This is a genomic window from Novosphingobium umbonatum (assembly GCF_004005905.1).
Taxonomy (GTDB): domain Bacteria; phylum Pseudomonadota; class Alphaproteobacteria; order Sphingomonadales; family Sphingomonadaceae; genus Novosphingobium; species Novosphingobium umbonatum.
In genome coordinates this window covers 1-23,247 of the sequence record NZ_SACO01000001.1, presented here as the reverse complement: position 1 = coordinate 23,247, position 23,247 = coordinate 1, and the positions used below count along the sequence as shown (strand labels likewise).

At 62.7% G+C, this 23,247-nt stretch carries 18 protein-coding genes and 1 riboswitch; of the genes, 9 read left to right on the top strand and 9 right to left on the bottom strand.

Annotation, left to right across the window (positions count from 1 at the left end):
• Window positions 1-66: 66 nt before the first annotated feature.
• The 5 genes from sucD to EOE18_RS00070 all read right to left on the bottom strand — a co-directional run bounded on the left by sucD (window position 67) and on the right by EOE18_RS00070 (window position 6,195).
• A complete protein-coding gene (gene sucD, locus EOE18_RS00090; RefSeq protein ID WP_127704998.1) occupies window positions 67-960 on the bottom strand; it encodes a succinate--CoA ligase subunit alpha in 894 nt (297 codons plus the stop codon).
• Between the two features lie 76 nt (window positions 961-1,036).
• Window positions 1,037-1,999, bottom strand: coding sequence for a malate dehydrogenase (gene mdh, locus EOE18_RS00085; RefSeq protein ID WP_127704996.1), 963 nt, complete (start codon window positions 1,997-1,999; stop codon window positions 1,037-1,039).
• 359 nt (window positions 2,000-2,358) lie between these two features.
• A complete protein-coding gene (locus tag EOE18_RS00080; RefSeq protein ID WP_246027172.1) occupies window positions 2,359-4,386 on the bottom strand; it encodes a putative bifunctional diguanylate cyclase/phosphodiesterase in 2,028 nt (675 codons plus the stop codon).
• Between the two features lie 234 nt (window positions 4,387-4,620).
• Window positions 4,621-4,950 carry a hypothetical protein gene (locus EOE18_RS00075; RefSeq protein ID WP_127704993.1) on the bottom strand — a complete coding sequence of 110 codons (330 nt, stop codon included), beginning with the start codon at window positions 4,948-4,950 and terminating at the stop codon, window positions 4,621-4,623.
• A gap of 135 nt (window positions 4,951-5,085) precedes the next feature.
• Complete coding sequence (locus EOE18_RS00070) at window positions 5,086-6,195, bottom strand: cell wall hydrolase (RefSeq protein WP_246027171.1); 1,110 nt, start codon at window positions 6,193-6,195, stop codon at window positions 5,086-5,088.
• A gap of 249 nt (window positions 6,196-6,444) precedes the next feature.
• A riboswitch (cobalamin riboswitch) is annotated at window positions 6,445-6,655 on the top strand.
• A 116-nt stretch (window positions 6,656-6,771) separates the two neighbouring features.
• Between EOE18_RS00070 and EOE18_RS00065 the strand changes: the two genes are divergently transcribed.
• From EOE18_RS00065 to uvrA, 6 genes are all read left to right on the top strand, one after another.
• On the top strand, window positions 6,772-8,622 hold the full coding sequence (locus tag EOE18_RS00065; protein WP_127704991.1) for a TonB-dependent receptor plug domain-containing protein: 1,851 nt from the start codon (window positions 6,772-6,774) through the stop codon (window positions 8,620-8,622).
• Window positions 8,623-8,728: 106 nt separating this feature from the next.
• A complete protein-coding gene (locus EOE18_RS00060; protein WP_246027170.1) occupies window positions 8,729-9,502 on the top strand; it encodes an ABC transporter substrate-binding protein in 774 nt (257 codons plus the stop codon).
• Window positions 9,499-10,485 (top strand): FecCD family ABC transporter permease, encoded by a 987-nt coding sequence (locus tag EOE18_RS00055; RefSeq protein ID WP_127704987.1) that lies wholly within the window; start codon window positions 9,499-9,501, stop codon window positions 10,483-10,485. Before EOE18_RS00060 ends, EOE18_RS00055 begins: the two co-directional genes overlap by 4 nt.
• A complete protein-coding gene (locus tag EOE18_RS00050; protein WP_127704985.1) occupies window positions 10,482-11,246 on the top strand; it encodes an ABC transporter ATP-binding protein in 765 nt (254 codons plus the stop codon). Before EOE18_RS00055 ends, EOE18_RS00050 begins: the two co-directional genes overlap by 4 nt.
• Before the next feature lie 97 nt (window positions 11,247-11,343).
• Window positions 11,344-12,609, top strand: coding sequence for a DUF3857 domain-containing protein (locus EOE18_RS00045; protein ID WP_127704983.1), 1,266 nt, complete (start codon window positions 11,344-11,346; stop codon window positions 12,607-12,609).
• An 87-nt stretch (window positions 12,610-12,696) separates the two neighbouring features.
• Window positions 12,697-15,597 (top strand): excinuclease ABC subunit UvrA, encoded by a 2,901-nt coding sequence (gene uvrA, locus EOE18_RS00040; protein WP_127704981.1) that lies wholly within the window; start codon window positions 12,697-12,699, stop codon window positions 15,595-15,597.
• 286 nt (window positions 15,598-15,883) lie between these two features.
• Here the strand turns inward: uvrA and EOE18_RS00035 are convergent, their stop codons facing one another.
• A complete protein-coding gene (locus EOE18_RS00035; protein ID WP_164852611.1) occupies window positions 15,884-16,783 on the bottom strand; it encodes a glycosyltransferase in 900 nt (299 codons plus the stop codon).
• Window positions 16,784-17,348: 565 nt separating this feature from the next.
• Here EOE18_RS00035 and EOE18_RS00030 point away from each other — a divergent pair.
• Window positions 17,349-18,032 (top strand): DUF2971 domain-containing protein, encoded by a 684-nt coding sequence (locus EOE18_RS00030; protein ID WP_127704977.1) that lies wholly within the window; start codon window positions 17,349-17,351, stop codon window positions 18,030-18,032.
• Between the two features lie 139 nt (window positions 18,033-18,171).
• Here the strand turns inward: EOE18_RS00030 and EOE18_RS00025 are convergent, their stop codons facing one another.
• From EOE18_RS00025 to EOE18_RS00015, 3 genes are all read right to left on the bottom strand, one after another.
• Window positions 18,172-19,383, bottom strand: coding sequence for an argininosuccinate synthase (locus EOE18_RS00025; RefSeq protein WP_127704975.1), 1,212 nt, complete (start codon window positions 19,381-19,383; stop codon window positions 18,172-18,174).
• Window positions 19,384-19,555: 172 nt separating this feature from the next.
• Complete coding sequence (locus EOE18_RS00020) at window positions 19,556-20,137, bottom strand: TMEM165/GDT1 family protein (RefSeq protein WP_127705766.1); 582 nt, start codon at window positions 20,135-20,137, stop codon at window positions 19,556-19,558.
• On the bottom strand, window positions 20,137-20,889 hold the full coding sequence (locus EOE18_RS00015; protein ID WP_127705764.1) for an SDR family oxidoreductase: 753 nt from the start codon (window positions 20,887-20,889) through the stop codon (window positions 20,137-20,139). The genes EOE18_RS00020 and EOE18_RS00015 overlap by 1 nt, the downstream gene beginning before the upstream one ends.
• A gap of 100 nt (window positions 20,890-20,989) precedes the next feature.
• Between EOE18_RS00015 and EOE18_RS00010 the strand changes: the two genes are divergently transcribed.
• Together EOE18_RS00010 and EOE18_RS00005 are read left to right on the top strand one after the other, a co-directional pair.
• Window positions 20,990-21,820, top strand: a complete 831-nt coding sequence (locus EOE18_RS00010; RefSeq protein WP_127704973.1) for a PhzF family phenazine biosynthesis protein — start codon at window positions 20,990-20,992, stop codon at window positions 21,818-21,820.
• A gap of 72 nt (window positions 21,821-21,892) precedes the next feature.
• Window positions 21,893-23,209: a hypothetical protein gene (locus EOE18_RS00005; protein WP_127704971.1), complete on the top strand. Its 1,317-nt coding sequence runs from the start codon at window positions 21,893-21,895 to the stop codon at window positions 23,207-23,209.
• Window positions 23,210-23,247 lie beyond the last annotated feature (38 nt).

Below are 23,247 nucleotides of genomic sequence, written 5' to 3'. Positions count from 1 at the left end.
AGTAGAGGCTTAAACATCAGGCGTGGTTAACCCATGATGGGCGCCACGCCTGATGCAATACTTAGATCAAAGGCTCTTGAGCACTTCGGCCAAGGTTTCACCCAGCAGGCTGGGCGAATTGGCGACCTTGATGCCAGCCTCTTCCATGGCGGCGATCTTGTCTTCCGCGCCGCCCTGGCCGCCCGAAACGATGGCGCCAGCGTGGCCCATGCGGCGGCCCGGAGGCGCCGTGCGGCCTGCGATGAAGCCAGCCATCGGCTTTTTACGGCCCTTCTTGGCTTCGTCCTTCAGGAACTGGGCAGCTTCTTCTTCCGCGCTGCCGCCGATTTCACCGATCATGATGATCGACTTGGTGGCTTCGTCGGCCAGGAACAGTTCCAGCACGTCGATGAAGTTGGTGCCATTGACCGGATCGCCGCCGATGCCGACAGCCGTGGTCTGGCCAAGGCCGATGTTGGTGGTCTGGAACACCGCTTCATAGGTCAGCGTGCCCGAGCGCGAAACTACGCCGACCGAGCCTTCCTTGAAGATCGAACCGGGCATGATGCCGATCTTGCACTGGTTGGGCGTCAGCACGCCGGGGCAGTTCGGACCGATCAGGCGCGACTTGGAACCCGACAGGGCGCGCTTCACGCGGATCATGTCGGTGACGGGGATGCCTTCGGTGATCGCCACGATCAGCTCGATTTCGGCATCGATCGCTTCGAGGATCGAGTCAGCGGCGAATGGTGGCGGAACGTAGATGACCGAAGCGGTCGCGCCCGAAACGGCCTTGGCTTCGGCCACGGTGTCCCAGATCGGCAGACCGGTTTCGTCATGCGTGGTGCCGCCCTTGCCGGGGGTCACGCCGCCAACCATCTGCGTGCCATAGGCCAGCGCCTGCTGGGTATGGAAAGTGCCGGTCTTGCCGGTCATCCCTTGGGTGATGACCTTGGTATTCTTGTCAATCAGGATCGACATGGGATTCTCCGAGAGGGGGAGGAGGTCGTCTTATGTTTGCGGCCCCGGTATGCAACCGGGGCCGACTTCATTTGGATCAGGCCAGCGAGGGATCAATGCCCTTACAAGCCACCAGCAGTTCCTTCACAGCGTCCACCGACACCTGCAGGTTGCTCTTGGCTTCGTCGTCGAGTTCGATTTCGACCACCTTTTCCACGCCGCCAGCGCCGATCACGACAGGAACGCCCACATAGAGGCCGTCCACGCCATATTCGCCGTTCACATAGGCAGCGCAGGGCAGGATGCGCTTCTGGTCGTTGAGATAGGCTTCAGCCATGGCGATGCCCGAGGCAGCCGGAGCGTAGAAGGCCGAACCGGTCTTGAGCAGGCCGACGATTTCGCCGCCGCCCGAACGGGTGCGCTGCACGATCGAGTCGATGCGTTCCTGAGTCGACAGGCCCATCTTGACCAGATCGGGAACGGGGATGCCGTTGACCGTCGAATACTGGGTGACGGGGACCATGGTGTCGCCGTGGCCGCCCAGAACGAAAGTGTTCACGTCGCGGATCGATACGCCAAATTCCCAGGCGAGGAAGGTGGTGAAGCGGGCCGAGTCGAGCACGCCAGCCATGCCGACCACCTTGTTGGCGGGCAGGCCCGAGAATTCGCGCAGAGCCCAGACCATCGCGTCGAGCGGGTTGGTGATGCAGATGACGAAAGCGTCGGGGGCGTTGTCACGGATGCCTTCGCCAACGGCCTTCATCACCTTCAGGTTGATGCCCAGCAGGTCGTCGCGGCTCATGCCGGGCTTGCGGGCAACACCGGCGGTCACGATGATCACATCGGCGCCTGCAATGTCGGCATAATCGTTGGTGCCGATGATCTTGGCGTCAAAGCCTTCAACCGGGCCACACTGCGACAGGTCGAGAGCCTTGCCCTGGGGCACGCCTTCCACCACGTCGAACAGCACGATATCGCCCAGTTCCTTCTGGGCTGCCAGATGGGCGAGCGTGCCGCCGATGTTGCCAGCGCCGATCAGGGCAATCTTCTTGCGTGCCATGAAAAACAGTCCTTCCCTAACTTGCGGGGCTTCCCCACCAAAGATGGCCGGTGGAGAGCGCTAGTGCAACGAGCCGAACGTGCAGTCCCGCAAGCGCACGAGCAGCCCGGTTAAATTGTGGCATCCTTAAACCGCGACAGGCCCTATTCCTGTCTTTCGCCCATTGCAAGGCAGGAAACGTGCAAAGCGCGAAAGAGTTTGCGAGAATGTTTCGCAATAGCGTTAGGGCCTGTTTTGCAGTCCTATTTGGTTAAAAATGACTTTCGAAATTGCCATAAGCCGGTGGGTGCCATGCCACTTTCGTCGTATATCCGGCCAAACGCGATGGTTTGACCGGACTCACGTGGACAGCATCGGGTTCATGCCGATTTGCGCAGAGACTCCGGCGCAGCCTTGCCTCGATGCGTGCGGGTGGAAGTCGGCGCGTGCATCGCCGCTTCCTGATCCAGCAACATCCTTGCCAGATAATCGGGCACCGCGCGGCTGAAATACCACCCCTGACCCAAGGTGCAGCCGGCCTCGCGCACGGCGGCCACCTGTTCCAGCGTTTCCAGTCCCTCGGCCACGATCTCCATATCCAGCGCTTGCCCCATGGCCGATACGGCGCGGATAATCGCGCTGCTCGTTTTGCCTGCTTGCAGGCCGGATACAAAGCTGCGGTCGATCTTGATCTTCTTGAACGGATATTTGTCGAGATAGCCCAGCGAGGAATAGCCGGTGCCAAAGTCATCCAGTGCAAAGCGGACGCCTGCCTCGCTCAATTGCTCGATGAAATTGGCGGTGGCGGGGCTGTGGTCCAGCACCACCGTCTCGGTGATTTCCAGTTCCAGACGATGTGCGGGCAGGCGCGCCTCGCGCAGGGCATTGAGAACGGCCAGCGCCGCGCCGGGGGCACGGATCTGGATGGGAGAGAGGTTGACCGCCAGCGTCACATCATCGGGCCAATGCGCCGCCGCCTTGGCCGCCTGCAAGGTGATCCAATTGCCCAGAGTGATGATCGCGCCGCTTTCCTCGGCCACGGGGATGAATTCATCGGGGCGCAATTCGCCCTTTTCGGGATGGAACCAGCGGACTAAGGCCTCAAAGGCGCGGATGCGGCCCGTATGCAGATCGACGATGGGCTGAAAAAAGACCGACAATTCGTCATTCTTCAGGGCTTGGCGCAGGTCGGTTTCGATTTCCTTGCGGCGCACCAGATTGCTGGTCATGGCGGGGGTGAACAGCGCCACCTGACCCTTGCCATGCGTCTTGGCATGGTTGAGCGCCAAGTCGGCGGCCTGCATCACCGTGTCCATATCGCCGCCATGGTCGGGCAGGGCCGCCATGCCGATCGAGCAGCCAATGTCCAGCCGGTGATCGTCAACGCGGATCGGGCGGTTGATCGCGGCCATCACCATTTGCGCGATGGACTGGGCTTCTTCCAACTGGCCGGTTTCAAAGGCGATGATGAATTCGTCGCCGCCGAAACGGCCAATCGCGGCGCCTGCTGGCACGCGCTTGCGCAAACGCGCGGCCACTTCGGCCAGACAGCGGTCGCCGGTCTGGTGGCCCAAAGTGTCGTTGATTTCCTTGAACCGGTCCAGATCGACCCACAGCAGCGCCAGCTTGCGCCCTTCGGGCAGGACAGCTTGCAGATCGACCAGTTCATGCGTCAACCCACTGCGGTTGAGCAAGCCGGTCACGCCATCGCGCCGCGCCAGCAATTGCATCTTGTCGGCCAGACGCTGGCTGGTTTCCGCCATGGCCAGCGAATCGCGCAGGTTGCGGAAATTGGTCAGCGAGATGGTGATCATCGCAGGAATGGTCAGCCCCAGCACCAGCCCCAGAATTTGCACCGCCCTTTCCTGTGCCAACAGACAGGTGATCGACAAAGGCAGCAGGGTCAGCACCATCTGGCCGATGGACACCATCGGGCGGCCTGCATTTCGGCCCGTGGTGCTGATGGCATAGACCAAGGCCTCGCCCACCACCAACAGGCCCAGCGCGCGGGGCAAAGGCAGCGCCATCACCAAAGCTGCGGCCATACCCGTCGTCAGTCCATAGGCCAGTTTGGCGCGGTGGAAACAATGGCTCGACCGGAACAGGCCGGGGCCGGGTTTCCATTGCGGCAGGATATGGCTGGCCAAAACCGCCATGCCAAAGGTGCAGCGCAGCGCCACCGCGCCCCACAACCACATATTGCCCGCCAGCCACGCGGCCGACAGGCTGGCGATCAGCCCGCTGGCCAGCCCGATCATCAGGCTGAAAGGCTGGCTGTAGAGGGTGGCGACCATTTCGGCCTCGGCCTTGTCCTGTGCCGCGCCATCGCGGGCGGGCGGGGCGAACAAGGCGCGCCATGGGTGATGCAAGCGGTTGATCGGACTGCTCCCTTCAGGTTGCGCCGACACTAGCCCATGGTTACTGGGAATGGTTAAAAACTGGCCTAGGGGTATGGCCGTAAGATGCTGGGTTAAAAGCCGCTTTTATGCCTAAAGCGCTTAGAGCCTGTTTGGAAATTCGCCGAAAGAGGCGAATTTCAAGCGGCACCGGCCCTCTCCCCCTGCCCTACCACCCATATATGGTACCCTGTTGGGTGGTAGGGCAGGGGGAGAGGGCCGGTGCCGCCATTTCCAAACAGACTCTTAGCCCTGTCGGGCAGTTTCGTCCTCGTGCAATCCGCCCTCCACGGTCAGGCCGGTTGCCATGCGGCGGTCCAGATGGTGGCAGACGGCCAGCCAATGCTGATAATCCTCGTGCCGTCCGGAGAAAAAGGCGCGGATGGCCGATGCCCGCGCCCTTTCCGCCGCGCCCAAGCCGTGGCGCGCGAAATGGCGCAAGGCCGATTGCAGCAAGACATCCTGCGGCCATGCGGCATCGCTGTCATTGGCGGGGGCGCTCAGGCGGGGGCGGCGCAAGGTGCGCGCAACGCTCAGGCACTCACCGCTGCCGGCGGCGGCGAAACGGATGGACATGGGACTTACTCCATTCGATCGGGCAGGGGGCACTTTCGACGTGCCATGTTCTAGGGCGCAGCGGCTAAACCTTCGTGTGTTCTCTTGGTTATCACCAGCTTACCAAGGGGGCTTACCTAGTTGTTGAGGCTGTTGTTAATGGGGCTGGGCAATCCATTGCCCGCTGTTGCGATATTCGGGGCGGATGGCCTCGCTGGCGGGCAGGCTTTGCGCGCGATAGGCGCTGTCGCCGCCATGGCGCAGCACATCCTCGGTATAGCGCGGAGACGGGTTGGCGGGCGCAGGCGCGGCGGCATAGCGGCGTTCCAGCGCCACGGGATCTTCGGCCAGACTATAGGCGGCGGTTTGCAGCGCCAGTTGCGGATGCGGGCCGGGCAGGGGTTCGGGGCGGCTATGGACAAAGCGGAATGTGCCCGCTGCGCCAGCCGGACCTGCGAGCGCATAGAAACGATGCGCGCCGATCTGGTCAAGGAAGTTCAGACTGTCGGCCCAGACCGGATGCACGGCAAAAGTGTGGTAATGCGTGGCCAGTCCCACCGGCGCATAGATCGCCCCTTTCAGCGCGGCCTGCGCCACCAGTTCGGCCCGCCGCCAAAACCAAGCCACCGGCTTGCGCGCCAAGGCACCATCGCAGGTGAAGGTGAACTGGCAGCCGGTGGCGCGTTCCGATCCCTGATAGACCACATCGCACACCGTTTTGGGATAGGCCGGATGGGCGAGTCGGTTGAGCACCACTTGCGCCACCGCCCTTTGGCCTGCGTCGGGTTCGCTGGCGGCTTCGTAATAAATCGCCTGTGTCAGGCAGGTCAGCGCGCGGTTGAAATCGACCGGATTGTTCATGCCCGCCAGCGCATGGGCGGGGGGCAGGGCGATGGGCTGCGGTGTCTCGCCGTCCAGTGCTGTGTGATCGCGCGGGGGCGCAGTGAACCAGGGGCTGGCTTCGGGCAGGTCCTGATCATCGATCACATAATAAAAGGCCGAACCGGGAAAGCTCTGTCCCGCCTGTTCGAAAGGCATGGGTTCGATGGCTTGGCTATCCGATCCCTGCGCGCTGAACATGGCCAGCGTGTTGGCCGCTTCCAGCCCGTCACCCTGCATATGGCCCGATACAGCCGCAATTGCCGTCAGTCCCAGCACCGCCGCGCCCAGATAGGCCGCCACGCGGTTGAGCACCGTCAGTCCCCACAGCGGGGGCGATGCCCTGCTGGACAGGCTGCGATCATCAAGGCGGATCGGGCGGGACAAAGCGGGGCTTGTTTCCTGTTGCGGGCGGAATAGGGGATCAGATCACCAAGCATGACCGTTCCCCCGGCGCACTTGCCAAATGCGCAAGGTTTCATTTCGGCACGGTTCTGCCTGACCCTTTTGGCGCTAACCCCGAACTGCTTAAGACCGCCGTGCCATAGATGGTTAATTTGGCCCTATCCTTTGGGCTGGCGCCTGAAACGCGGGCGGGTGGGCGGTCAGGGTTGCGCTGCGGCATAAACTTGGTAAAGCCCGCCCCACGCCATCGGTGCCCGATAAAACGGGCTGAAAAGGGAATTTGGCAGGAGAGGCTATGCGGCCCCGCCTGATCCAGAGCTGCCCCCGCAACTGTCGCCGGACGAGCGTATCGCCTGAATTGTCACTGGCCAACAGGCTGGGAAGACCGCGATGCGTGATGACTTCGGCTAAGCCAGGAGACCTGCCGGTGTGTGGTCGTTCAGCGCCGGGCGGGGTGAACCGGAGTGCAGTGCAGGCATGCTTTGTTACCATGCGTGAGGGACGCGTGGGGGTGATGCTGGCGCCATGAACGGCTTCTCGAAAAGCTGAGGAGCACACATGCTTTTTCGTTACCTGACTTCCGCCGCCATCCTGTCGCTGGCCGCCGGTGCCGCCCATGCGGAAAGCGCGCCTGAAACGACTGATACGACCATCACCGTGCTGGCCACCGGCCGCGCGCAAAAGCTGGGCGAGACGGGCCAGACGATTTCTGTGGTCGGGCTGGAGGAAATCAAGTCGGTGCAGGGGCCGGACCTGACCCGCGTCTTGACCCGTTTGCCCGGCATCAGCGTGGCGCGGGCCGGTGGGCTTGGCGCGACGACCAGCCTGTTTGTGCGCGGTGCCAATTCCGAACAATTGCTGGTGACGCTCGATGGCGTGCGCGTGGAAGACGTGGCCGCGCCTTCGGGTGGCTATGACTTTGGCGGCTTGATGTCGGGCGGCATTGGCAAGCTGGAACTGCTGCGCGGATCGAACAGCGTGGTCTGGGGCGCCAATGCGATTGGCGGCGTGCTGGCCATCACCAGCCGCGAACTGGATGGCGCAGAAGCCAGCGTTGAACATGGCAGCAATGCCAGCTGGGACGCCAATGCCAGCGCGGGCGTGAAGCGCGATTCCTATGCGGTCAATGTCAACGCCGGTTTCACCCGCACCACCGGCATTCCCACCCGCACCACCGACACTTTGCCCAATGGTTTCCGCCAGTGGCATTTCTCGGGCCGCGCGCGTTATACGCTGGCGCAGGGGCTGGATCTGGTGGCCAATGGCCGCTTCGCCGATACGCGTCTGGGCATCGATTCCTATGACTGGGTCAAGGGCTATGTGAACCGCGGTGAAAAGCAGTCGGGCGAGCAGGCTTCGGGCCGCGTTGGTCTGGACTATCAGGGCGCGGGCTTTGGCCTGAAGGGCGGCGTGGCTGTGTCCTCGCTGCGCCGTGGCTATCTGGACCCGACGGTGCAGGCCACCGAATATTCCAACTATCTGGGCCGCAGCACCCGCGCCGATCTGTCGGGCCATGTGGCGCTGCCGGCGGGCTTTGCGCTGGATGCGGGCGGCACCAGCGAATGGAGCCATGCGCGCAATTTCTATTTCACCCCCGGCGGTGACCATGACGCGCGTCTGAGCAGCCTTTACGCGCTGCTGGGCCAGCATAGGGGGCGTTTGGACCTCAATGCAGGTCTGCGCATGGATGACCATTCGACCTTTGGCACGCATTGGACCTTTGGTGCCAATGGCGCGCTGAGGATCGTGCAGGATGTTCGCCTGCGCGCCTCCTATGGCGAGGGCTTCAAGGCGCCCACCCTGTATCAGCTGTATGATTCCTATTCGGGGTCGAAGGATCTGCTGGCCGAAACCAGCAAGTCCTATGATATCGCGCTGGAAAAGGGCGACCGCAATGGGCGCATCTTTGGTGCCGTCACCTGGTTCCACCGCGATGTGACCAACCAGATCGACTATAACAACACCACCTTCCGCTATTCCAACCTTGGCAAGACCCGCGCCGAAGGTTTTGAAGTGGAAGGCGGCTTGCGCCCCGTGCCCAGCCTGCAATTGCGCGGCGCCTATACTTATGTGAAGAGCACGAGCCAGAGCGCGGGCAGCAATTTCGGCAAGGATCTGGCCCGCCGTCCGCGCCATATGTTGACCTATAGCACCGACTGGACCTCGCCTTTGGCAGGGCTGGCGCTGGGCGGGGATATTCGCTTGGTATCCTCCAGCTATGACAATGCCGCCAACACCACGCGTCTGGCTGGCTATGCCACGCTGGACCTGCGCGCCAGCATCCCGCTGTGCGAAAAGGTCGAGCTGTTTGGCCGCGTGGAGAATGTGACCAAGGAGCGCTATTCCGTGGTCAATGGCTATAACACGTTGGGCCGCACGGCGGCGGTGGGCCTGCGGGCGAAACTGTAAGCGGGGGATCGGGGCGATGCGGGGGGTAGCGGGAGCATGTTTGCTAGTGCTCCCTTTGCTGACATTGGCCGCCTGCTCGCCCCGTCCTGAAGGCAGGGGTTCGGGCGTGGTTAGCCTCAACCCCTGCACCGATGCCTTGCTGGTGGAACTGGGCGATCCGGCGCAGATAGCGGCCCTTTCCTCTTACAGTTCCACGCCGGGGCAAAGCTCGCTGCCTTTGACCGTGGCGCGGCGCTTTCCCAGCACCCGCGGCACGATGGAAGAAGTGCTGGCCGCGCGGCCATCGGTGGTGGTCAGCGGGGGCTTTACCCCGCCTGCGACGGCCCAAGCCTATCGCCGGATGGGGGTTAGGCTGGTGGAATTGGGCATCGCCTCCACCGTGGAGGAGAGCGATGCGCAGATCCGCCAGATGGCCGCCTTGCTGGGCCATCGGCAGCGGGGCGAGGCTTTGATCGCGCGCATCCATACCGCCTTGGCGCAGGCCGCGCCGCCTGCGGGGCAGGCTGCGGTGCCTACTCTGGTATGGCATGGCGGCGGCTTGGTGTCGGGGCCGCATACGTTGATTTCCGATGTGATGGCGCGGGTTGGGCTGGCGCCGCTCAGCGCCACCAAGGGCCTGTCGCAGGCGCAATATCTGCCTTTGGAGGCGGTGGTGGCCGATCCGCCCGCTTTGGTGCTGGCCGTGGCGCATAGTGGCCAAGGGACCGATGGGCGCCGCAGCGGGGCGCGGGCTATTTCCCATCCAGTGCTGGACCGGTTGCCCCATACAAGGCGGGCCGAATTGGACCCCTCGCTGGAATATTGCGGCGGGCCGACGATTATCGCGCTGGCGCAAAGGCTGGCGCAGATCAGGCAAGACCTGCCACAGGAGCATCCATGATGAGCCGTCTCAATCTCTGGCTTTTGCTGGCGCTGGCTTTGGCCTTTGCGGCATCCTTGCTGGCAGGGAGGGTGTGGATCGATCCCTTTGTGCCGCCCTTTGCGGGGGCAGAGCTGATCCTGATCGACTTGCGCCTGCCGCGCGCTTGCCTTGCCGTGTTGGTGGGGGCGGGGCTGGGCAGCGCGGGGGCGGCGATGCAGGCCTATTTGCGCAACCCTTTGGCTGATCCGGGCCTGTTTGGCATTGCTCCCAGCGCGGCCTTGGGCGCGGTGCTCAGCCTGTGGCTGGGGGCCTATGGGCTGAAGCTGGGGGCATGGGCGCTGCCTTTGTTCGCGCTATTGGGCGCGGGCGGGGCGATGGCGCTGCTGGGCCTGATCGCGGCGCGGGGCGGGGCGGCTTTGTTTACGCTGGCGGGGATGATGATCGCCAGCCTGTCGGGCGCGCTGATGAGTCTGGCGATCAGCCTTGCCCCTTCGCCCTTTGCCCTGTCGGAAATTGTGGTGTGGCTGATGGGCGCTTTGGCGGACCGCAGCTGGAGCGAGGTTTGGGTGGCTTTGCCGCTGACGCTGGCGGGGCTGGGCGCTTTCTGGCTGGCCGCGCCCGCGCTGGATGCGCTGACTTTGGGCGAGGCGACCGCGCGTTCGCTGGGCGTGGATCCGCGGAGGTTGCAAATGCTGCTGATCCTTGGCGTTGGCTGCACCGTGGGGGGCAGCGTGGCCGTGGCGGGCGTGATCGGCTTTGTCGGGCTGGTGGTGCCGCATCTGTTGCGCCCATTAACCGACAAAAGGCCGTCGAGCCTGATCCTGCCTTCGGCCTTGGGCGGGGGGCTGCTGCTCTTGCTGGCCGATAGCCTTTGCCGCCTGATCCCGCTGGCGGGGGGCGAATTGCGGCTGGGCATTGCGCTCAGCCTGCTCGGTGCGCCTTTCTTTCTGGCGCTGTTGTGGCGGATGCGGCGCGAAGGTTTCCGTGGAGGCTGGGCATGATTTTGACCGCCCAAGATGTTGCGCTGGCAGGCCGGTTGCAGCCTTTGTCGCTGGTGCTGGAACCGGGGCAGGTGATTGCCATTTGCGGGCCCAATGGCGCGGGCAAATCCTCGCTGCTGTCTTTGCTGGCCGGAGTGCAGGCCGCCGATGCGGGCGCGGTGGCCTTGGACGGCACGGCCCTGTCCGCGATTCCAGCCCGCGAAAGGGCGCGCAGCCTTGGCTATCTGGCGCAGGGCGGCGGGGCGGCATGGGATCTGGAGGTGGAGGCCTTGGTGGCTTTGGGCCGCCTGCCATGGCAGGCCGCGCCTTTGCAGCGGGCCGTGTCCAGCGCGGGGCAGGATGCGGAGGCGGTGGAGGAAGCTTTGGCCGCGATGGACCTGCTGGCGCTCCGTCACCGTCCGCTCTCGCGCCTGTCGGGCGGGGAAAGGGCGCGGGCGATGTTGGCGCGGGTATTGGCGGGGCAGCCGCGCTGGATTCTGGCCGATGAACCTTTGGCCAGTCTGGACCTTGGCCATGGGCTGGGCCTGTTGGCGGCCTTGCGGCAGGCGGCGAATCAGGGCGCGGGCGTGGTGCTGGTGCTGCATGATCTGGCGCTGGCGATGAACCATGCCGACCGCGTGCTGGTGCTGGATGAGGGGCGTTTGGTGGCCGATGGACCGCCCGAAGTCGCGCTGGCGCAAGGCGTTATCGAACAGGTGTGGCGGGTGAAAGCGCAATGGCTGGGCGAGGTGGGGGCGCGGGCTTTGGGATTGGGTTGTTAATGGTTTCGGGCGGCTCCTGTCCCGCTGCGGAACAGGGGTTCTCAACGAAAGGTTAAGGCTCTCGACCTCGGATCGGGATTGCTCCCTAGTGGGTGCCATGATGAAACAGACCGCCCGCTTGCTCGCCCTTTCCGTGTTTGCATTTTCGGCTGGGGCCTTCTCGCTGCCCGCCATGGCGGCGGAGCAACCTGTGACCGGCGCTGCGCCGACATGGGTGCAGCAGGTGGCCGCTCCGGTGGCAGTGGCGCAGAATGCCCAGCCCCTGCGTCTGTTGTTGCAGGACCAGCAGGTGCGGTTTCACAAGGACGGCGCCAGCCTTTACCAGCACCGCCTCTGGCGCATTGACGCGCCCGAAGGCGTGGCGGCGCTGGAGCAACTGGCGCTCAGCTGGCAGGCGCAGAGTGACCAATTGACCATCCACAGCTTTCGCCTGACCCGCAAGGGGCGCAGCCATGATGTGCTGCCCGCCATCGCGCAGGTGCTGGAGATGCAGGATGTGCCCCATTCCGCGCTGACCATGGACGGGCGGCGCAGCCTTGGCCTGCCTTTGGGCGGGTTGATGGTGGGCGACGAGGTGGAACTGGCTTGGTCGATTGACCGCAGCGAGCCTTTGCTGAACGGCCATCGCGATCTGGCGCTGGAGGCGGGGGAGGCCGATGTGGTGGCCTTGTCCGCGACATGGGATGGCGCGATGGGGGTGGAGGCCAAGGGCCTGCCCGCGCCGGTGCAGCAGGGGGCCGGTGAAGCGCATTGGCTGGTGCAGGGCGGCGCCAAGACCAAGGCGCAGGTGCGTTTCAGCGATTTTGGGCAATGGTCGGATGTGGCGGGTTTGATGGTGCCTCTGTTCGCCTCGGCCCGCGTGCTGAACGAGGATAGCCCCTTGCATGAGGAGATCGCCCGTATCCGCGCCGCCAGTGCCGATCCCATGGTGCGGGCGCAAATGGCGCTGGCTTTGGTGAAGGGCAAGACGCGCTATCTCTATTCCGGCCTTGGCGATGCGCCCTTGCGCCCGATGCGCGCCGATCAGGTATGGGGGCGCGGCTTTGCCGATTGCAAGGGGCGGGCGGCCTTGCTGCTCGCTTTGCTGGACGGGCTGGATCTGGTGGCGGAACCGGCTTTGGTGGCCATGCAGGGCGGCGCGGCGCTGGACCGCCATTTGCCCAGCCTGTCGGGTTTTGACCATGTGATCGTGCGGGCGCAGATCGGCGGGCGGGTCTTGTGGCTGGACCCTGCCAAGGGGGGCGAGGCGGTGAAAGGCACGTTGGCCTATGGCTGGGCTTTGCCCCTGCGTCTGGGGGCGGGGCTGGAGGCGGTGAGCCCCAAGCGCGCGGCGGCCAAGGGGGATCTTGCGCGTAATCCCTGATGGGCAGTTGTTAGCTGATCTGGTTATGGGCCATAGGGGCGGCGACTCCCCTTGCCAAATGCGAACAGATCTGGAACATACCGCCCCATGAGCCTTACCCATATCACCGTGCGGGGCGCCCGCGAGCATAATCTCAAAGGCATCGATATTTCGCTGCCGCGCGATAGTCTGATCGTGATGACCGGCCTTTCGGGGTCGGGCAAATCGTCTTTGGCGTTTGATACGATCTATGCCGAGGGGCAGCGGCGCTATGTCGAGAGCCTGTCGGCCTATGCGCGCCAGTTTCTGGAAATGATGCAAAAGCCCGATGTGGAACATATTGACGGGCTGTCGCCTGCCATTTCCATCGAGCAGAAAACCACCAGCCGCAACCCGCGCTCCACCGTGGCCACGGTGACCGAGATTTACGACTATATGCGTCTGCTCTGGGCGCGGGTGGGCGTGCCCTATTCGCCTGCCACCGGCCTGCCGATTGCGGCGCAAACCGTTTCGCAGATGGTGGACCGCGTGATGGGCCTGCCCGAAGGCACGCGCGCCTATTTGCTGGCCCCCGTGGTGCGCGGGCGCAAGGGCGAATATCGCAAGGAAATCGCCGAGTGGCAGAAGGCGGGCTATACCCGCCTGCGCGTCGATGGCGAGCTCTATGCCATCGAGGATGTTCCCGCGCTGGACAAGAAGTTCAAGCATGACATCGAGGTGGTGGTTGATCGTATCGCGGTGAAACCGGGCATCGAATCGCGTTTGGCCGACAGTTTTGAACAGGCGTTGAAACTGGCCGAGGGGCTGGCCTTTGTCGATCTGGCCGATGGCGTGGTGCCGGGGCGCGAGGATGAGGCCAAGGTGAAAGGAAAGGCGATGAAGGGGGCGGGGGTGCCGCTCAACCGCATTGTCTTTTCCGAAAAATTTGCCTGCCCCGTGTCCGGCTTCACGCTGGAGGCGGTGGAGCCGCGCCTGTTTTCCTTCAACGCGCCGCAGGGGGCCTGCCCCACTTGCGATGGCTTGGGCGAAAAGCTGCTGTTTGATCCGCAATTGGTGGTGCCCAACGAGGCGCTGAGCATCAAGGAAGGCGCGGTGGTGCCTTGGGCCAAGAGCAATCCGCCTTCGCCCTATTACATGCAGGTGCTCTCCAGTCTGGCCAAACATTACGGGTTCAAGCTGGAAACGCCTTGGGCCGATCTGCCGGTCGAGGTGAAGATCGTGATCCTCTATGGCACGGGCAAGACGCCGGTGCCGCTGACCTTTATCGACGGGCGCAAGAGCTATACGGTTGAAAAGGCCTTTGAAGGCGTGATCGGCAATTTGAACCGCCGCATTCTGGCCACCGATAGCGCATGGATGAAGGAGGAACTGTCCAAGTTCCAGACCGCCCAACCTTGCGAGACTTGCGAGGGCAAGCGCCTGAAGCCCGAAGCGCTTTGCGTGAAAGTGGCCGAAACCGATATTGCCAGCGTGACCCGCCTGCCGGTGGGCGAGGCGCTGGAATGGTTTGGCGGGCTGGACGCGAAACTGGGCGATCAGCAGAAGCAGATTGCCAAGGCGATCCTCAAAGAGATCAACGAGCGTCTGGGCTTTCTCAACAATGTGGGGCTGGATTACCTCAATCTGGACCGCACCAGCGGCACTTTGTCGGGCGGGGAAAGCCAGCGTATCCGTCTGGCCAGCCAGATCGGCAGCGGCCTTTCGGGCGTGCTTTACGTGCTGGACGAGCCTTCGATCGGCCTGCACCAGCGCGACAATGACATGTTGCTGGCCACGCTGAAGCGGCTGCGCGATCTGGGCAATACAGTGATCGTGGTGGAGCATGACGAGGATGCGATCCGTGCTGCCGATTACATTGTCGATCTGGGGCCGGGCGCGGGTGTGCATGGCGGGCAGGTGGTGGCCGAGGGCACTTTGGCCGATATTCTGGCCAATCCCGACAGTATCACCGGCCAATATCTGACCGGATTGCGCAAGATTGAGGTGCCTGCCGAGCGGCGCAAGGGCAATGGCAAGGCGATTGTGGTGGAAAATGCCCGCGCCAACAATCTGAAAGGCGTGACGGCGCGTTTCCCGCTGGGCACTTTCTGTTGCGTGACCGGCGTTTCGGGCAGCGGCAAATCGACGCTGACGCTGGATACTTTGCAGGCGGGGGCCAGTCGCGCTCTGAACGGGGCGCGGGTGATCGCGGGGGCGCATGACCGGATCACGGGCCTCGATCATTGCGACAAGGTGATCGAGATTGACCAATCACCGATTGGCCGCACGCCGCGTTCTAATCCGGCCACCTATACCGGCGCTTTCACGCTGATCCGCGACTGGTTTGCGGGCCTGCCGGAGGCGCAGGCGCGGGGCTATAAGTCGGGGCGGTTCAGCTTTAACGTGAAGGGCGGGCGCTGCGAGGCCTGTCAGGGCGACGGGCTGATCAAGATCGAGATGCATTTCCTGCCCGATGTTTACGTCACTTGCGAGGAATGCGGCGGCAAGCGTTACAACCGCGAGACGCTGGAGGTGAAGTTCAAGGGCCATTCCATCGCCGATGTGCTGGACATGACCATCGAGGATGCCGAGAGCTTCTTTGCCAATGTGCCCCCGATCCGTGATCGGATGCATATGTTGAACGAGGTGGGGCTGGGCTATGTGAAAGTGGGCCAGCAGGCGACCACGCTTTCGGGCGGTGAGGCGCAAAGGGTGAAGCTGGCCAAGGAACTGGCGCGGCGTTCCACCGGCAAGACGCTCTATGTGCTGGACGAGCCGACCACCGGCCTGCATTTCGAGGATGTGCGCAAGCTGTTGGAAGTGCTGCACCGTTTGGTGGATGGCGGCAATTCGGTGGTGGTGATCGAGCATAATCTGGATGTGATCAAAACCGCCGACTGGATTATCGACATGGGGCCGGAAGGCGGCGTGCGCGGCGGGACTATCGTGGCCGAGGGTACGCCGGAGCAAGTGGCGAAGAACAAGGCCAGCTTTACGGGGGCCTATTTGAGGCCGCTGCTCAAGCGGTGATTGTTGAGGCTATCGTTGCGCCTTTCATCTTGGCGGTGATGGACGCTGCTCTGTGGTGGCGCATCGATGGTATTCTGTCTGGCGGGCCCTTTCCGCCTGCGCGGTGGCGTATGCGTCGCCGTCGTTGGGGTGCTATTTGTGCGGCCTACTTATGGGTTCTGCTCGTGGCTTGGACGAAAAACTTAGCGTCGACGCTCGAGAATGGCCTCGTTGACTCAGCCTTTTTAGTTTCCATGGTCGCGATTGTGATATGGTGGATGGTCGCAATCTATCGTGACATTAAAGGCTAGGTCAGACTGCGAAGGATGGCGAGATAGGCGGAGCGTTCGGCGGATAGGCTGCGGCTTTGCGCCTCGGCCTGTCCGTTGCGGGCGAGCGTGTCGGCCAATGCGGGATGTTCCAGCAGGGTGAGCGCGGCGTTGGCGATGGCGGTGGGGTTGCGTTCGGGCATCAGGCAGGTTTGGCCGTGGCGGCAAAAGGCGCGGTTGCCGATGGCATCGGGGCAGATAGTGGCGCAGCCTGCGGCCATGGCCTCCAGCGCGGGGAGGAAGAAGCCTTCCTGTGGCAGCGGCAGGGTGATGGCCACGCGCGCGCTGGCCATGAGCGCGAGATAGTCGGCGCGGGGGAGCGGCGAGATTTGCACCAGCGGGTCCACGCCTTGCTGGCGCAGGATGGCGGCGATGGCCTCTGCCAGAGCGGGGTCTTTCATGCCGCCGATGAAGATGGGCGCGGTTTTGGCCGAGCCTTGGGGGATGGCGGAGAGGTCTAGCCCTGCGGTGATGGTGTGGATGTGGCCGTTGGCGCGGCCGGTGGCCTGCACGGCCTGCGCGACCTCTGCGCTGACGCAGAGGCGGATGGCGGGGCGGGAGAGGAAGGCGTAGCGTGGATCGGCCGGATCGGCATGGGCCAAGCCTTGCAGCAGGTTGATGATGGGGATGTGGCTTTCGAGGCCCAGTGGCACCTGCGCCCAATCCATTCCGGCGAGGAAGAGGGCATCGGCTTGGTCCGGCTGCCATATGTCTGTCAGGCAGTCGTGGGGGAAGGGATGGTCGGGCAGGCTGTCGGCGCTGAGGAAAAGGCGGGGCGTGAACAGGGCGCTGGCCTGCGTGTGGGCGATGTAATCCGCCAGTTTGAGATGGCCGCCCTGAAAGCTGCGATAATCGCGGAAAAAGAACATGTTGCGCATGGGGGGAGGATATGCCGCCTGTGCCATCGTGCAAGAATGAATGCTGCCATTTTGGCGGGCATGACGGGGCCTCCGCTGACGGCGGATGGCGGGAAATGGGTCGGCGTCTGGCGGGCGCCCGTGTGCGATGGGCGCGGATGCTGTCTCTTTCTATGCGACCGTCCGAAGGCTGACTGCGCAGGCTCCTTCGGCTCGACCCTGCGGATGGTAGCAGCAGCGGAGGCGGGCTCGCAAAGGCCCCGCTGCCTTCATACTATCCATCCGAAATTGGGCGCTGTTGGCGTGGCACGACTTGTTTAAACCCGATCCCACGGCCCGACAAACGCCGACCCTTACCCCCTTTCCCAATGGCGCCTTGGTGGGGAGGCGGTGGTGTGTTTAACCGATTTGGTTTTGTGTAGGAAAGGGGGATTCTTTTGGCGGTTTAATCGCTGCGCGATGGGCCTCCGGCGGGCAAAGGGCGGGGGCCCTTTGCAATCCCGTTAAACTGCACTTGAACTTATGTTCATCGCTGCTCTATTTTCCTTGATGGCATCGGAGAAAAGGCGTGAAAATAAAGAGATATATGCCATTGGCAGCGGCAATTGACATGATTATTAATAATAGGATTTGCCTTTTAAATCCAGATGGCTGGCCGGATAAAAATGATATTGGTTTTATTAGTAAATTTATATCATTAAGAAATGTTGAGGCTGTCAGGGCTATTTGCTTCACCTATGCGGCGGAGACGTATCATCACTGGAGTGTTTACGGTCAATCGGATGGGGTTTGTGTAACATTTGATTTTGAAAAAATGATTGAATTCTTTCAGGATGAGGAATTTTTTTGGGGATTTGTTGAATACTATCCCAATAGTAAGATTCGTCCGGAAAAGCTTGGTCCGAGAGATCTTTGTTTCACGAAGCGTTGGGCGTATAAGGACGAGAAAGAATTTAGGATAATGTGGAGTTCTTCGCGTCCGTTCGATGGGCCGAAATATGTAAATTTCGAGCATAATTGCATTTCGTCAATTCAGTTTAGTCCTTGGACATATGACGCTATCTGTAAATCCCTGAAGGATATTTTTCTAAAATGCCTGAAGGGTGGGGAAGGCGTAAGGATAGAAAAGAGTAAAATCACTTATCATGGCGAATGGCTGGATATTTTAAAATCTGTCGATGAGATGGATTTTGATTTTCTATTTGAAGGGGACCAAACCTATCGTGACCCTTTCCCAAAGCGGAAGACGTCTATCCGCCGATCAAAATGAACATTTCTATTGGTGGGATTGCAAAGGGCTCCCGCCCTTTGCCCGCCGGAGGCATATCGCGCAGCGATTAAAACCGCCAACAAACAAAAAAAAGGCGCCAGCCGAAGCCAGCGCCTTCTTCTAACCCAAAGATTAAACCTTACTTCTGGCCAGCCAGCAGCTTCAGGCGCAAGGCGTTGAGCTTGATGAAGCCAGCGGCGTCTTTCTGGTCATAGGCGCCGGCGTCGTCCTCAAACGTCACGTGGCGTTCGGAGTAGAGCGAGTAGGGCGACTTGCGGCCCACGACATAGGCGCCGCCCTTGTAGAGCTTGAGGCGCACGGTGCCGGAGACTTTGGCCTGGCTGTGGTCGATGGCGGCCTGCAGCATTTCGCGCTCGGGGCTGAACCAGAAACCGTTGTAGATCAGTTCGGCATAGCGGGGCATCAGCTCGTCCTTGAGGTGGGCGGCGCCACGGTCAAGGGTGATGCTTTCGATGCCGCGATGGGCGCGGGCGTAGATTTCGCCACCGGGGGTTTCGTACATGCCGCGCGACTTCATGCCGACGAAGCGGTTTTCGACGAGGTCGAGGCGGCCGATGCCATGCTTGCGGCCCAGTTCGTTGAGCGCGGTGAGCAGGGTGGCGGGCGACATGGCTTCACCGTTCAGAGCCACGCCATCGCCCTTTTCGAACTCGATCTCGATATATTCGGGGGCGTCGGGGGCGTCTTCGGGGTTGACGGTGCGGCTGTAGACATAGTCGGGCACTTCCGACCACGGATCTTCCAGCACCTTGCCTTCAGAGGAGGTGTGCAGCAGGTTGGCGTCGGTGGAGAAGGGGCTTTCGCCGCGCTTGTCCTTGGGGACGGGGATCTGGTGCTCTTCGGCCCAGGCGATCAGCGCGGTGCGGCTGGTCAGGTCCCATTCGCGCCACGGGGCGATAACCTTGATGCTGGGCTGCAAGGCATAGGCGGAGAGTTCGAAGCGGACTTGGTCGTTGCCCTTGCCGGTGGCGCCATGGGCCACGGCGTCGGCGCCGGTTTCCTTGGCGATTTCGATCAGGCGCTTGGAAATCAGCGGGCGGGCGATCGAGGTGCCCAGCAGATAGTCGCCTTCATAGCGGGCATTGGCGCGCATCATCGGGAACACGAAATCGCGCACGAATTCTTCGCGCAGGTCGTCGATGTAGATGTGTTCAGGCTTCACACCCATCAGTTCGGCCTTGGCGCGGGCCGGTTCCAGTTCCTCACCTTGGCCGAGGTCGGCGGTAAAGGTGATCACTTCGCAATTATAGGTGACCTGCAGCCACTTGAGGATAACCGAGGTGTCGAGGCCGCCGGAATAGGCGAGAACGACCTTTTTGATGTCGGACATGATGGGCGCTCCATGACAGAGGAATAGGCTTTGGCCGCGCGCCTAGCAGGGTGGGGGGCGGTTGGCAATTATGGGTGAACGGCACCGGCCCTCTCCCCCTGCCCTACCACCCAACAGGGTACCATATATGGGTGGTAGGGCAGGGGGAGAGGGCCGGTGCCGCCTCAAAACTTCAGCGCAGCAGGTCCACGATTTGCCATGCGCCAATCGCGGCAAACATGATCGCGGCCACAATGCGGGCCAGTTTCAAAGGCACGATACGCACCAGACGGTCGCCAAGGAAGACGGCGGGGGCGTCGGCGATCATCATGCCAAGGGTGGTGCCCGCCGCGACGGTCAGCACATCATGGTAACGCGCGCCAAGGGCAATGGTGGCGATCTGCGTCTTGTCGCCCATTTCGACGAGGAAGAAGGCGATTGCCGTGGTGGTGAAAGCCGAGAGCCAGCCGCCGCTGCCTTCCTTCACCGAAGGCTCCTCATCATCGTCCAGACTGTCGGGCACAAGCGTCCATGCCGCCATGGCCAGAAAGCCCGCCGCCACGGCAAAGCGGAACCAGCGTGCGTCGAGCAGGCCCGCGACTTCCGAACCGACCAGCGCGGCCAGCAGGTGATTGGCGACCGTAGCGGCAAAGATGCCCGCCACCACGGCCCATGGGCGTTGCAATTTTGCGGCCAGAACCATGGCCAGCAGCATGGTCTTGTCGCCAATCTCGGCCAGAGTGACGACAGCGGTGGAGGTGAGCAGGGTAGAGATCATGGCCGCGCGAGGTAGAGAACGTCCCTTGGCTGGGCAAGCAGATGTTGGCCGGAATCGATGAACAGAGTTTCCCCGCTGGCCAGCCAGCCTTGGGCCATGAACAAAGCGGCCTCGGCGATCTCCTGCGGCGCGGTCAGGCGTTGCAACAGGTTCATCCGGCCCGAGGTTTCATGCTCTTGCGGTTGCTGGTCATAGCTGGGCAGCATGGCGCCCGGTGCGATGGCATAGATGCGGTCTTCGGCCTTGCACGCGCCCATGGCCAGCATTTTCACTGTGGCGGACAGGGCATGTTTGGCCATGGTATAGCTGAAGAAATCGGGGTTGGGGTTGGCCAGTTTCATGTCGGTAATGGCAATCACCCGCCGCCCTGCCTTGGCCCGCGCATGGGTCAGAAAGGCCTGCGCCATGCGGGTGGGGGTCAGCGCGTTGACGGTCATCGCCTCGGCAAAGACATCGGGGAGGATGGCTGCGGCATCATCGTAACGGAACACCGCCGCGCTGTTCACCAACATGCGCCAGTCGGGCAGGGTTTGGGCCAATTGCTCCACCATCGCCACCGCCGCATCGGGATCGGCCAGATCGCAACCCACGATGCTGGCGCTGGGCAGAGTATCGGCCAAGGCCTGCGCGGCATCGCGGCTTTGCCCGTAATGGATGATCACATGCCACCCCGCCGCGCCAAAGCTGCGGGCGATGCAGGCGCCAATCCGCTTGGCGCCGCCGGTGATCAGAATGGCCGGTCGGTTCATGGCCGAGGGTGAAGCATAAAGCGCGGGCGAAGGGAAGCGCACTTGAGGGCTGATTCGAAATGCTTATGGTGTGCTGGTCGAGCCTAAACGGGGGTAGCGCATGAAGATCGATCTGGTGGATGTTTTCGTGAATGGCGCGCTTTCGGGCAATCCCTTGGCGGTGGTGCATGGGGGCAGGGACCTGTCGGATGAGCAGATGCAGGCGCTGACCCGCTGGCTGGGCTTTTCGGAAACCACCTTTCTGTTGCCCCCGACACAGGGCGGGGCGGATTATCGGGTGCGGATTTTCTATCCGGCGGGGGAATTGCCCTTTGCGGGCCATCCGACGCTGGGCACGGCCTTTGCGTGGCTGGCGGCGGGCGGGGTTCCGGCAGGGCCGGTGGTGGTGCAGCAATGCGGGGTAGGGCTGGTGCCGGTGCGGGTGGCGGGCGACAGGCTGGCCTTTCGTGCGCCCGATTTGCTGCGCTCTGGCCCTTTGACCGAGGAGGAATTGGCGCCTGCTCTGGCCGCGATGGGCTTGCCGCGCGAGGCGGTGGTGGAGGCTTTGTGGGCCGACAATGGGCCGGGCTGGAAATTGCTGCGTCTGTCCAGCGCCGAGGCGGTCTTGGCGGTGGAGCCGGAGGTGCGGCAACCCTTGGGCACCAACATCGGCCTGATCGGCCCTTCGCAGGAGCAGGGCGTGGATTGGGAAGTGCGGACCTTTTTCACCAACCCGCTGGGCCTGTTGGCCGAAGATCCCGTGACCGGCAGCCTGAACGCGGGCGCGGCGCAGGCCCTGTTTGCGCAAGGGCTGGCGCAGGGCAGCTATGTCGCGGCGCAGGGGCGCAGGACCGGTGCGGACGGGCGGGTCTATGTCGAGCAGGACGAGTTGGGCGTATGGATTGGCGGCGCGGTGCGTATGGTGGCGCAACACGCGGCGTTGGAAATTTAGCCTGTCCTACAAGAACCATTATGGTTAATTCATCGAGTCATTCCAGTGTGGACTGGCCGATGGAGAATGACCATGCCCAACCCCCAGATTACTTTCCCCGCCGCTTTCGCCCCCGCCCAGGCGGTTGCCTTTGCCAATGGTGACAATAGCGCGCAGGTGGTGAGCCAGACCGCCCCGCTGCCCGTGACGGTGACCAATGCGGCAAGCGGAGGCGGTGCGATGACCGAGGCCGATGGTGCCAATGTGGCTCTGGGCGCAAAGGCCGATGCCGCCGCCACCAGCGATACGGGCGCGTTCAGCCTGATCGCGCTGACCAAGCGCCTGCTGGGCAAATTGCCCGCCAGTCTGGGGCAGAAAACCGCCGCCAACAGCCTGCCGGTGGTGCTGCCCAGCGATATGGGCGCGCTGCCGGTGTCTGCCGCCGCGTTGCCGCTGCCTGCCGGTGCGGCCACGGCGGATAACCAAGGCACGGCCAACACCGCCTTGGCCGCCATTCTGGCCAAGCTGATCGCCGCGCCCGCCACCGCCGCGAATCAGGCCACGGCCAATGCCAGCCTGTCGGCCATCGCCGCGCAATTGCCCGCCAGCCTTGGGCAAAAGACGGCGGCGGGCAGCCTGCCCGTCACGCTGCCCAGCGACATGGCCACCCTGCCGGTCAGCAACACCGATGGCGTGGCCGATGGCGCGACACAAACCGCCAGCGTCACCAGCGCGGCGGTGGTGCTGTCGCTGGACACTTTGGGCTATGCCTCTGGCTCTTTCCAGATCACCAGCATCGGCAGCGGCAATACCGTCTCGTTCGAGCAGAGCAATGACGGCACAAACTGGACGGCGCTGCCGGTCAATCTGGCCACCACGCCCTTTGTCGCCTACGCATCGACCGCCACCGTCACCGGCATCTTCAATTTCGGCATCATCGCCCGCTATGTCCGCGCCCGTGTCAGCACCTATTCCAGCGGCACGGTGACGATCACATCTTGCCTGAAACGCACCAAGGGCGACACCGAAACCGTGCTGTCCACCGTGATATCGGGCGGAACGGCCACGATTGGCTCAATTGCGGCCTATGCTGGTTACATAGAGTATACAACTTCCCTTGCTGCTAATGCAGCCCTTCCATCACCTGTAAGCAGAGTTGCTTCAGCGAATCCATCGGCATCCTATTTCAACGCTCGTGCCTATTCGGATCAGGCGGGTACGATGACTATAGAGCAAACTATTAACAGTGGTGGCACTTGGGAAGTAGTTGCCAGCACTGCCGTTTCGGCGGGAGTAGTCGCTTTTTTACGTATTCCCACAACTGGACACCTCGAAGAACCGTGTAAATTTGGCGTGGCAAGTGCGCGAGGGGTTGTCGGCGGCGCAGGGAATGCCGTTTTGCGGGGTTGAGCGGACGATTATTGGTCGGTCGGGCGGCCTTTCGGGCC

What these genes read in the sequence shown, in the direction of transcription:
- EOE18_RS00045 (WP_127704983.1), top strand. Translation starts at nt 11,344, where the DNA reads ATGATGAAACAGACCGCCCGCTTGCTCGCCCTTTCCGTGTTTGCATTT.
- EOE18_RS00025 (WP_127704975.1), bottom strand. Translation starts at nt 19,383, where the DNA reads ATGTCCGACATCAAAAAGGTCGTTCTCGCCTATTCCGGCGGCCTCGAC.
- uvrA (WP_127704981.1), top strand. Translation starts at nt 12,697, where the DNA reads ATGAGCCTTACCCATATCACCGTGCGGGGCGCCCGCGAGCATAATCTC.
- EOE18_RS00010 (WP_127704973.1), top strand. Translation starts at nt 20,990, where the DNA reads ATGAAGATCGATCTGGTGGATGTTTTCGTGAATGGCGCGCTTTCGGGC.
- EOE18_RS00055 (WP_127704987.1), top strand. Translation starts at nt 9,499, where the DNA reads ATGATGAGCCGTCTCAATCTCTGGCTTTTGCTGGCGCTGGCTTTGGCC.
- EOE18_RS00030 (WP_127704977.1), top strand. Translation starts at nt 17,349, where the DNA reads ATGCCATTGGCAGCGGCAATTGACATGATTATTAATAATAGGATTTGC.
- EOE18_RS00075 (WP_127704993.1), bottom strand. Translation starts at nt 4,950, where the DNA reads ATGTCCATCCGTTTCGCCGCCGCCGGCAGCGGTGAGTGCCTGAGCGTT.
- EOE18_RS00065 (WP_127704991.1), top strand. Translation starts at nt 6,772, where the DNA reads ATGCTTTTTCGTTACCTGACTTCCGCCGCCATCCTGTCGCTGGCCGCC.
- mdh (WP_127704996.1), bottom strand. Translation starts at nt 1,999, where the DNA reads ATGGCACGCAAGAAGATTGCCCTGATCGGCGCTGGCAACATCGGCGGC.
- EOE18_RS00050 (WP_127704985.1), top strand. Translation starts at nt 10,482, where the DNA reads ATGATTTTGACCGCCCAAGATGTTGCGCTGGCAGGCCGGTTGCAGCCT.
- sucD (WP_127704998.1), bottom strand. Translation starts at nt 960, where the DNA reads ATGTCGATCCTGATTGACAAGAATACCAAGGTCATCACCCAAGGGATG.
- EOE18_RS00015 (WP_127705764.1), bottom strand. Translation starts at nt 20,889, where the DNA reads ATGAACCGACCGGCCATTCTGATCACCGGCGGCGCCAAGCGGATTGGC.
- EOE18_RS00035 (WP_164852611.1), bottom strand. Translation starts at nt 16,783, where the DNA reads ATGCGCAACATGTTCTTTTTCCGCGATTATCGCAGCTTTCAGGGCGGC.
- EOE18_RS00005 (WP_127704971.1), top strand. Translation starts at nt 21,893, where the DNA reads ATGCCCAACCCCCAGATTACTTTCCCCGCCGCTTTCGCCCCCGCCCAG.